Genomic DNA, 10,112 nt, shown 5'->3' on the forward strand with positions numbered 1-10,112 from the left:
ACGTACCTTCAAAATTACTTTATGGTCGCGTATCGGGAAATCCGTCACGCTTACCGCTTCCATAAAACCTTTGGACTCAAAGTGCACGTCCTCGCTTAGTTCCGGATTCCTCCTCTCGTCCAGACTAATATGTATCTCCGTTGAAGTCTGGGATATCCCTACTATGGAGAAGTAATCCAATATCTGTGTAGGCAGTACTATACTGGCCAACATGTTCAAATAATCGTTTTCCATACTGCAAAATAAAGGTTTGTTCTTTAAGCTAACAAATTTATCCCCTCTGAAAATCTACTGAGCCATTTTCAGGTCGGTTATCAGCAGGTCATAATCCTTACTGCGCATTTTGTCTATCAGTTCCCCAACACTTGTGCAGGTGTCGTAACTTATGCCGTTCTGCACGAGCATATCCCGTATCATGCCGAGTATTACAAGGTCATTGTCTATCACTATTACGTTGTAATTTGAAATGATGTCTTGCATCTGTTCTTTCTTCCCGTCTGTTATGGTTTCTTTGGTTTTCGGCAATGGAAGAACAATGGTGAACTTGCTGCCTTTACCCTTTTCACTTTCCACCGATATATGTCCGTCCATCAGTATCACAAGTTGTTTCACGATGGAAAGCCCCAGCCCGAAGCCGTCCTGCGTGGCGGCATTGTCCAGACACTCAAAGGGCTTGAATATCAGTTTCTTTTGTTCTTTGCTGATGCCTGTACCCGTATCTTCCACCGCCAGCGTAAACACACCGTCCTTGTATCGGGTTGTCAGTGTGATAGTGCCATTATCCGTGAACTTGATGGCATTGGAAAGCAGGTTACTGCCTATGCTCAAGATACGGTTCTTGTCGCCGTTCACTACTTCATTTGCATAGTTGCGGACGTTCAATGTCAAATGCTTTGACTTAGCTTGCGTGGCAAATTCCGTTTCGAGCGTGTCCGCAATCAAACTTAATCTAAATGGTTTAGATAGGATTGTCACTTTCCTGCTGTCGAGTCTGAAATAGTTTAAGAGGCTGTTCAGCATGGATGCCATGCGTCCTGCCGAAGTCTTTATTGTTTCCGCATGGTGCACTCGTCTATCCTTGTTATCATCGTTCAATAGAAGTTCCGCATTGCCGCTGATGGCTGTCAAAGGTGTGCACAGTTCATGGGTGACGTTCTGTATGAGGTTGCGCCTAAAGCGTATAAGTTCCTCGTTCTTGGTATTGCTCTCCTGCAATTTGCCAATGAGCTTTTCACGTTTCTTCTTTTCGTCCGCATTGCGTTTCAATTCCCTATGGATGGTGAGATAGGACAAGAACAACAGGATGATGGTTGCCGATATGGTAGCCGTGTATAAGCGTACAGAATGGTGGCCATGCTTCCAATGACCGCCATTAAGATAATGTACCCGAAGAAGATTCTTGTTTGCAATCTCATCGTATATATGTTTCCTTATTTATCGTAACAAAGTAAGGTTAGGCGTAAATTCTCTAAAATTTTTCTATTAAAAATTCCTTACTTTGTCACAATATCTTACTTTCCGAAGCTCGTCAGCCACTTTACCGTCTCGGGGGCATAGTGCGAGAAGAACAGGCTTTCGCCCTTGTCTAATTTGCCAATAGCCTCCATATCCTCAGCAGAGAGGGAGAAGTCGAATACATCGAGATTCTGCTCCATGCGTTCCTTGTGTGTGGACTTCGGAATGACTACCACATCGCGCTGGATGAGGAAGCGCAGGGCGGTTTGTGCCACAGACTTACCGTATTTTTCGCCAATGGCTTTCAGCACGGGGTTAGTGAAGAAGTCGTTACGCCCTTCGGCGAATGGCCCCCACGACATGATTTGCGTGCCGTACTCCTTCATGATTTCCTGCGGCCGGCGTTGCTGGTTGAACACATGCGTTTCCACTTGGTTCACCATCGGCTTGATGTCGCAGAATTCCGCCAAGTCGATGAAACGGTCGGGGTAGAAGTTCGATACGCCGATGGCACGGAGCTTGCCTGCCTTGTACGCTTCTTCCATGGCACGGTAGGTGCCGTAGTAGTCGTTGAAAGGCTGATGGATGAGTAGCAGGTCGATGTAGTCGGTTTGCAGCTTGCGGAGGGATTCGTCGATAGAAGCCTTTGCCTTCTCATACCCGGCGTTGGATATCCACACCTTTGTCACAAGGAACAGCTCCTCGCGCGGAATACCGCTTTTCTTCACCGCATTGCCCACACCTTCCTCATTAGCGTATGCCTGCGCCGTGTCCACCATACGATAACCCATGCTCAAGGCATCCGACACGCAACGTTCACATTCTTCGGGAGTCACTTGATAGACCCCGTAACCCAAAATCGGCATTTCCACGCCGTTTGATAATCTTACTGTTTGCATAATTCGTTTCTTTATGTGGTTGTTACTATTTAATATCTTATTCGTCTGCTTTCTTCCATTTGTTCCCGAAAGTTGTCTGCTCCGTTTCCACGTGTCCGCGATGCCCGTGGATGGTGCAGGCATCAAGAGCTGCTTCCAGCGCACGGAACTCTTCATCGGTCAGTTCCACATCGGCAGCACCGAGGTTTTCCAAGATACGTTCCTGATTCTTAGAACCGGGGATGGGCACCACGTTGGGATATTTGTGGAGCATCCATGCAAGGGAAATCTGTGCGTTGGTGGCGTGCTTCTTCGCCGAGTATTCGGCAAGGATATCAAGCACGGGCTGGTTGGCGATGATGTTCTCCTTGCTCAACTGAGGCACGAATTTGCGTACATCGTCCACCGCCTCAAACTGTGTGTCCGCCTTAATCTTGCCGGAAAGGAAGCCGCTGGCTATCGGGGAGAAGGGCACTACGCCGATGTTGTGTTCCAAGCAGTACGGGAATATATCCTTCTCGCAGTCGCGCTCCAGCATGGAGTAAAGGTTCTGCACGGCGGCAACGGACGTCACGGCATGCGCTTTTGCCAATATATTCACATCCACCTGCGACATACCCCAAGCTCGGATAACGCCCTCTTTGATGAGCCGCCCCATTGCAGCAGCTATTTCCTCAAACGAAACGTGTTCATTGACGCGATGCAGGTAGTAGAGGTCGATGTAGTCCGTCTGCAAGTTCTTCATCGATTGCTCCAAATGCTTGCACGTGGCATCGTAGATACTTGTACCGTCCGCAATCTCCGATTCGTGGAGGAACATCTTGGTGGCAAGCACGATGTCCTTGCGGAACGGGGCGACAGCCTTGCCCACCAACAATTCGTTGTGTCCGGGAAAGAAAACCACGTCACCATACACCTCCGCCGTGTCGAAGAAGGTGCAGCCCGCCTCGTATGCCTTGCGGATAGCCTCGATACTGTATGCCTCTTCGGGCACTTGTCCGTAGCCGTGGGAAAATCCCATGCAGCCCATACCAATCTCGGATACTTCGAGATTGCCAATCATTCTTTTCTTCATACCTGTTAGTGTTTACTTCGTTATTATTACTTGATGTCCTCATGAATATCATCCAGCAGGGCTTGCGAGAGGCGTGCCCCGTGTATCTTAATCTTCGACAGTCCGTCCTCTATCTCTTGCAGGTCTTCCTGCGTCAGCGTGAGTTCGGTGGAGGCGATGTTGTCATCCAGATACTCCAGCTTATCCATGCCAGGAATGGGGACAATAAACGGCTTCTGCGCCAACAGCCATGCGAGGGCGATTTGTGCCGACGATGCTCCTTTGCGTCGGGCGATGCCGTTCAGCATCGTGACCAAGGGCATGTTTGCCTGCATATTCTCGTGGGTGAAACGGGGGAAGGTGGCACGCAGGTCATTGGCTGGGTCGAAGGTCATGTCGGCAGAGATAGTTCCGGTGAGGAAGCCCGTGCCCAGCGGTCCCCAAGGCACGAAGCCGATGCCTAATTCCTCGCAGGTGGGGATGACCTCCTGCTCCGATTGGCGCGTCCAGATAGAATATTGGTTCTGCACGGCTGTGACGGGCTGCACGCGGTGGGCACGGCGAATGGTGTCCGCCCCGGCTTCCGACAGTCCGAAGTAGCGCACCTTGCCCTCGGCTATCAGGTCGCGCACCGTTCCTGCCACGTCCTCTATCGGCACATTGGGGTCCACGCGATGCTGGTAGAGCAGGTCGATGTAGTCGGTCTGCAAGCGGCGCAACGACTGTTCCACCACCTTGCGGATGTGTTCCGGTCGGCTGTTCAGCCCGCCTTCCTCCGAAATCATGCCGAACTTCGTGGCAAGCACCACATCGTGCCGGATGGGTTTCAACGCCTCGCCCACCAGTTCTTCGTTGATGAACGGCCCGTATGCCTCCGCCGTGTCGAAGAGGGTGATGCCCATGGCGTGCGCCGTGCGGATGACATTGATTGCATACTTCTTGTCCGCTCCCTTGCCCGTGACGCCGCTCAGGTTCATGCATCCCATGCCGAGGGCGGAAACTTCTACTTGTCCTAATTTTCTTGTCTTCATATTATTCATTCTTTATAATTTGTCCTTGTCTTTGCTGACGACAGAAGCTCTCCGCGTTCTCGAGGGCTGTCGTCGGCGTTTTTAGTACTTATCCTGCCGGATTGGTGCTGTCGTCACCCTCCAACAAGGGTTCTCCAAGTTCGCGAGCCCTGTCGTCGCTGTATCCAGTGCTTCTCCAGCCGGATTGGTGCTGTCGTAGCCCTCCGACGGTGCTTATCCTGACGGATTGGCGTTGTCGGAGATGACGGCAGCAAATGTTTAGAAAGATAAGTCCGGATGTTATCCTGCATCAGTTCCGGACTCATGGTACATCAGTTCCGGACTTATCCTAACTCATGTCCGGGGTGAGTTTACATACCGTTTTGCTTCAACCATTCCTTTATCAGCCTGTCCGATGAAGCAGCAACACTTCCACGGATGGCAAGCCCGTCTTTCACTTCCGTGCCGGGGCAGACTTTTCGGATATCATCCACGCTATGACCCAGTCCGCTGCCCTCATGGGTACAGAACGGAAGTATCTTCTTCCCGGTGAAGTCGTATGCTTCCAAGAAAGTGAACACGCACATCGGCATCGTGCCCCACCAGTTGGGATAGCCGAGGATAATCGTGTCGTATTGTTCCATATTCTCGACTTGTCCTGTCAGCGCGGGGCGTTCCCTGCTTTGGAGTTCCTGCATGGCGACTTCGGTCATTTCCGTATAGCCTGTCGGGTATGCCTTCGTGGTTTCTATCTGGAAACAGTCTGCACCGGTCAGTGCGGCAATCTTGCCCGCCACGCATTCGGTGTTGCCCTGTTGCAGCTTCTTGATAACGCCGCCGACATAGTTTTCGCCCCGGCGTGAATAATAAACTATCAGTGTTTTGCTCATTGTCCTTTTCATTTCTGATTACGGTGCAAAGTTACGCCGCTTTTACACGCTCTATGTTTCACAAAAGGTATCTAATGTTTCACCAAAAGCACAAATCGTTTGGCGCTCTCCGGATAATGCCCTAATTTTGCGGCATGGCAAAGGATAAAGAACTGAAAATCGTCTATTCCACCCTGTTCCAACTGATAGGCTCGGTGAAACTGAAAGGCTGGTGCGTCCACATGGTGTGCCTGCAAGGGGAAGGCGTCTTTACTTACGACGGCCGCCCGTTTCATGTGAAGAAGCATGACGCTGTGGTCATCAATGCACCCCAGCAAGTGCATGTAGTCAGTCAGAGCGAAGATTTGAAAGTGGAAGTCTTGGCAGCCCCGCATGATTTCCTCTCCAACCAGCTTCCGGCGAATAATTATGGTATAGGAGGCAGTATCAGCCTGTACGACAACCCTGTCATCCCCTTATCGGAAGAGGATGCGGAGACGTTGGTGCGCGACATACACCATATCCGCGACCGCATCGCCGATACCGGCCATCTGTTTTACCGCGAGCTGATAGGCGGGCTGGCCCTTCCGCTGATTTATGACCTGTTCTATTTCCACGCCAAGAACCGTACTCCGATATTTGCCACGGACAGGAGCATGTATGTCGTAAAGGAACTGATGGCGTTGCTGGAAAGCGGACGCAGCAAGAAATACCGGGAAGTCGCTTATTATGCCGAACAGCTGAACGTGACCGTCAAATACCTCTCCAATACCGTAAAGCGGCAGACGGGCAAGAGCGTCACTTATTACATCGACCGTTACACCGTCCCGATGATAAAGGAATATCTCAACAACCCCGACCTTTCCATCGTACAGATAGCAGAGGAAATGAACTTCACGACGCTCTCTTATTTCAGCCGGTACGTGACCAAACATCTGGGCATGTCGCCGAAGGCTTACCGGGAATCATTGATGCCGCGGTAAACATGGATGGGATATAGCCAAGTTTATCAAGCCTTAAGTTCGTATTTTCTATAATTTGTCCTACGAAAAAGTTATCTTTGCAACAAAAAAATTATACCACGATTCATATATGGCACAACAGTTTGGCAATACATGGTGGGGCAACGAATGGTTGCGTTCGCTGACCCACATTGATTATGAGAACCGCATCCCCCGCGGCGCACGGTATGCCCGCAATGGTTCCGTCCGAGAAATACAGTTGCAAGATAATGTCATCAGCGCCAAGGTACAAGGCAGCCGTCCACGGCCTTACCGCGTTAAAATCATCGTCCCGAAGTTTTCCGCCAGGCAGGTGGACAAGCTGATGGACAGGCTGGTTGCCCGACCGGGAATTATTTCAGGCTTACTCAACCGGGAATTGGACCCGGAGGTGCTGGACATCGCCCGCTCCTGCGGCTTGAAGATATTCCCCGAACGATGGGATGACTTGGAGATGGATTGCAGTTGTCCCGATTGGGCGGTGCCTTGCAAACATCTGGCAGCCGTGGTCTATATGTTCAGCCGGGAGATTGACAACAATCCTTTCATCGTGTTCCAAATGCACGGGTTCGACCTTCTGAAAGAATTGAAGAAACGGGGCATTGAAGTGGACAACGTGCGGCAGGAGGTGGAAGTGCCCGCCTTGAAAGACCTCGTGACGACCCTGCCTGCTAAAGATGCAGGAACGGAAGTCCCGGCATTCCGCCGCATCGACTTCTCCAAGTTGGCCGACCGGTCTGATGCCCTGCTGATGCTTCTGCCGGACAAGCCGCCTTTTGCCCCCCAAGGCAATTTCAAGGAAGGATATGTGGCGGAATTGCGCCGTGTGAGAAAGAACGTGCAGCGTTTCTTCACCGGGAAGCTGGGGAGGGAAGAAATGTTTCCTATCGCATCTTCCAAACTGCCGGAAAGTATCGGTGTAGACGATGCGATAAACCTTTGCTTTGATTACCGGTATGATTGGACGATAGAAGGAAAGGTTGCCTACAACGAGCGCACGTTGCCTCATGCCTTGCTGCACATCCATCCCGATTTCCTGCCCGACTACCATCCGACGGTCATTGCCCTGTACCAATCCCTTTTCTGTGCGCTGCACCTGTTGGACAAGGGGGCGGTGGCCCCACAGTTGCTCCGATTGTCAGACAAGAAATACCTGGTGCGTTGGATGCCCGCCTACATCGATGCACAAGCCAAGGAACTGGTGGAGGCACTCGAAGGACTCGTTCCGGCTTCGCTCGTCAAGGTGAAACCTACGGCACGTTCCGCAGCAAAACCCGTGGAGCATCCGGCGGAGTGGCTGGTATCGTATTTCCTCGGGACGTTGGTCAAATACTTGTCGGGCAGTTGCGACCGTATGCCGCTCCTCCCGTTCTTCTTTAAAGGCGAACGTGTTCCCTTCGACGGAGTGGGCGAAAAAGAAACACCAGGCGGCATCCGCTCGTGGACGGCTTCCTATACCCTGACGGCATCGGACTACCGCCCGGTGTTCAGCGTGGAAGAGAGCCGCAAGGGAGGTTTCAACCTGCACATCGGCGTGGAGGACAAGCGAAAACTGGAGCCGCAGACCGTACCCCTATGCGAAGTGTTGGATTCGCCGGAATACGACCGTGAGCGACTGCGTATCCTGAGGAGCTTTACGCTCATCTCCGGGCTGGTGAAGGAAGTGGGGAGCTATATCAACGCCGGCGCGAAAAAGCCTGTCCATTATACTGCAGCATCGTTTGTGCCTTTCCTGCTGCAAGTCATCCCTGCCGTGCGGATGCTCGACATCAAGGTATTCATGCCTAAATCATTGGGACAACTTATCCGTCCCAAGGCATCGCTGTCCATCAAGCGGAAAGCCGGTTCGGACAAAGGCTTCCTCAGCCTGGCAGACCTCTTTGCCTTCGATTGGGAAGTCGCATTGGGCAAGGAACTTGTCCCCTTGGAAGAATTTAAGAAACTGATGGAGAAGGCCGACGGGCTTATCAAGTTCAAGCAACGCTACATCTATGCCGATGCGGAAACCCTGCAAAAGCTGCAAGCCGCCATGGCGCAGGGCGAAAGGCTGACTCCCGCTCAAATCCTGCAAGCTGCCCTGACGGGAGAATACGAATCGGCACCGGTGCATCTGACCGACGAGGTCCGCCAATTGATGGACGAACTGACGCGGCAGGAGCATATCCCGCTCCCCACCGGATTGAACGCTACGCTGCGCCCTTACCAGGAACGCGGCTTCTCGTGGATGTACCGCAACAGCCGCATCGGTTTCGGCTCTATCCTGGCGGATGACATGGGATTGGGAAAGACCTTGCAGGCCATCACCCTGATGCTGAAATTGAAAGAGGAAGGCGCATTGGAGCAGGGGCGTATATTAGTGGTGGTACCCACCGGCTTGCTCACCAACTGGCAGGCGGAAATCAGCCGTTTCGCCCCGTCGCTTACCTTCTTTGTCTATCACGGGACAGGACGAAGCCTGAAGCAGTTTGATGCCGACATCCTGCTCACCACCTACGGCGTGTTGCGCTCGGACAATGCCAAGCTGAAGAAATTGCCGTGGACGCTGATGTTCATTGACGAAGCGCAAAACATCAAGAACCAGGACACCGCACAGAGCAAGGCCGTGCGCGGCATTCCCGCCACGACACATATCGCCCTCAGCGGTACCCCCGTAGAGAACCGCCTCACCGAGTTCTGGAGCATCATGGAGTATGCCAACAAAGGCTACTTGGATACGCCGAAAGCCTTTAGGGAGAAGTTTGTCAACCCCATCCAACTCTACAACGACGGCGATTGCGCCGCCCGCTTCCGCAAGGTGACCGCTCCCTTCATGATGCGCCGTATGAAGACCGACAAGAGCATCATCTCCGACCTGCCGGACAAGATAGAACTGGACGATTATGCCGCACTCACTTCGGAGCAGGCCGCCCTCTACCACCGCACGCTCGAAGCAGCCATGGCGGAAATCGAAGGGATTGATACCACCGACCACGAATCCCTTTTCAAGCGTCAGGGACTTATCCTGCAAATGATTCTTGCCTTGAAGCAAATCTGCAACCACCCGGCGCAGTTCCTCAAGAACGGCGATGCCCGCATTGAGTTGTCCGGCAAGGCGGAGATGCTATTGGACCGCTTGGAAGGGATTGTGGCGAATGGTGAAAAAGTGCTTGTGTTCACCCAGTTCCGCGAGATGGGCGACTTGCTGGTGCGCTTCATCGAAGAACGGTTGGGACAACGCCCCTTGTTCTACCACGGTGGATGCAGTGTAAAGCAACGTCAGGAAATGGTGGAGCGTTTCCAGAACCTTCGGAGCGACAAGATTTTCATCCTCTCGCTCAAGGCTGCCGGGACGGGGCTGAACCTCACTGCCGCCTCACACGTCATCCACTACGACCTGTGGTGGAATCCGGCCGTGGAAGCCCAAGCTACCGACCGCGCCTACCGCATCGGGCAGCAACGGAACGTCATGGTGCACCGCTTCATTACCAAAGACACCTTTGAGGAACGCATCAACGACATGATCCAGCAGAAGAAACACTTGGCGGATATGACCGTGGCAAGCGGCGAAAGCTGGATAGGCAAGCTGAGCAACAAGGAATTACGAGACATCTTCGGGTAAGTGTGATAATAAACGGAGTTGGCAAGGAGCTGTGTCAAAATAGAAAATGGTACACAGATGACGCAGATTTAACAGATGATCGCAGATTCTTTTTTACTGATTTATAATTAAATAAATCTGTGGTTATCTGTCTAATCCGTGTCATCCTTTAGATTTGCGCAAAATAATAAATGAAGAAGAATGTTTATCTTTATATCAATAAAGGTTAACCAAGAAAAAGAGGTGAACTATTGTGTTGTCAAGACTC

General features: G+C 51.9%; 7 protein-coding genes and 1 pseudogene. 2 read left to right on the forward strand and 6 right to left on the reverse strand.

Annotated features, from left to right (window positions below; translation table 11 throughout):
• The 6 genes and pseudogenes from B5F77_RS14915 to B5F77_RS14940 all read right to left on the reverse strand — a co-directional run.
• A pseudogene (locus B5F77_RS14915) lies at window positions 1–234 on the reverse strand (hypothetical protein); the annotation flags it as partial.
• Window positions 235–288: 54 nt separating this feature from the next.
• Window positions 289–1,266 carry a hybrid sensor histidine kinase/response regulator gene (locus B5F77_RS14920; RefSeq protein ID WP_140392904.1) on the reverse strand — a complete coding sequence of 326 codons (978 nt, stop codon included), beginning with the start codon at window positions 1,264–1,266 and terminating at the stop codon, window positions 289–291.
• Between the two features lie 245 nt (window positions 1,267–1,511).
• Complete coding sequence (locus B5F77_RS14925; RefSeq protein WP_087332195.1) at window positions 1,512–2,354, reverse strand: aldo/keto reductase; 843 nt, start codon at window positions 2,352–2,354, stop codon at window positions 1,512–1,514.
• A gap of 37 nt (window positions 2,355–2,391) precedes the next feature.
• Window positions 2,392–3,408 (reverse strand): aldo/keto reductase, encoded by a 1,017-nt coding sequence (locus tag B5F77_RS14930; RefSeq protein WP_087332198.1) that lies wholly within the window; start codon window positions 3,406–3,408, stop codon window positions 2,392–2,394.
• 26 nt (window positions 3,409–3,434) lie between these two features.
• Window positions 3,435–4,418, reverse strand: coding sequence for an aldo/keto reductase (locus B5F77_RS14935; RefSeq protein ID WP_087332206.1), 984 nt, complete (start codon window positions 4,416–4,418; stop codon window positions 3,435–3,437).
• A gap of 350 nt (window positions 4,419–4,768) precedes the next feature.
• The gene (locus B5F77_RS14940; RefSeq protein ID WP_087332200.1) at window positions 4,769–5,287 is read right to left on the reverse strand and encodes a flavodoxin; all 519 of its coding nucleotides are present in this window, start codon (window positions 5,285–5,287) and stop codon (window positions 4,769–4,771) included.
• A gap of 134 nt (window positions 5,288–5,421) precedes the next feature.
• Between B5F77_RS14940 and B5F77_RS14945 the strand changes: the two genes are divergently transcribed.
• Together B5F77_RS14945 and B5F77_RS14950 are read left to right on the forward strand one after the other, a co-directional pair.
• On the forward strand, window positions 5,422–6,249 hold the full coding sequence (locus B5F77_RS14945) for a helix-turn-helix domain-containing protein (protein ID WP_087332202.1): 828 nt from the start codon (window positions 5,422–5,424) through the stop codon (window positions 6,247–6,249).
• Window positions 6,250–6,358: 109 nt separating this feature from the next.
• Window positions 6,359–9,865, forward strand: coding sequence for a DEAD/DEAH box helicase (locus B5F77_RS14950; RefSeq protein ID WP_087332204.1), 3,507 nt, complete (start codon window positions 6,359–6,361; stop codon window positions 9,863–9,865).
• Window positions 9,866–10,112 lie beyond the last annotated feature (247 nt).

The sequence above is a fragment of the Parabacteroides sp. An277 genome (assembly GCF_002159645.1).
Taxonomy (GTDB): Bacteria; Bacteroidota; Bacteroidia; order Bacteroidales; family Tannerellaceae; genus Parabacteroides.

Coding starts and splice junctions, on each gene's coding strand:
- B5F77_RS14925 (WP_087332195.1), bottom strand. CDS start 2,354: ATGCAAACAGTAAGATTATCAAACGGCGTGGAAATGCCGATTTTGGGT.
- B5F77_RS14930 (WP_087332198.1), bottom strand. CDS start 3,408: ATGAAGAAAAGAATGATTGGCAATCTCGAAGTATCCGAGATTGGTATG.
- B5F77_RS14935 (WP_087332206.1), bottom strand. CDS start 4,418: ATGAAGACAAGAAAATTAGGACAAGTAGAAGTTTCCGCCCTCGGCATG.
- B5F77_RS14940 (WP_087332200.1), bottom strand. CDS start 5,287: ATGAGCAAAACACTGATAGTTTATTATTCACGCCGGGGCGAAAACTAT.
- B5F77_RS14945 (WP_087332202.1), top strand. CDS start 5,422: ATGGCAAAGGATAAAGAACTGAAAATCGTCTATTCCACCCTGTTCCAA.
- B5F77_RS14950 (WP_087332204.1), top strand. CDS start 6,359: ATGGCACAACAGTTTGGCAATACATGGTGGGGCAACGAATGGTTGCGT.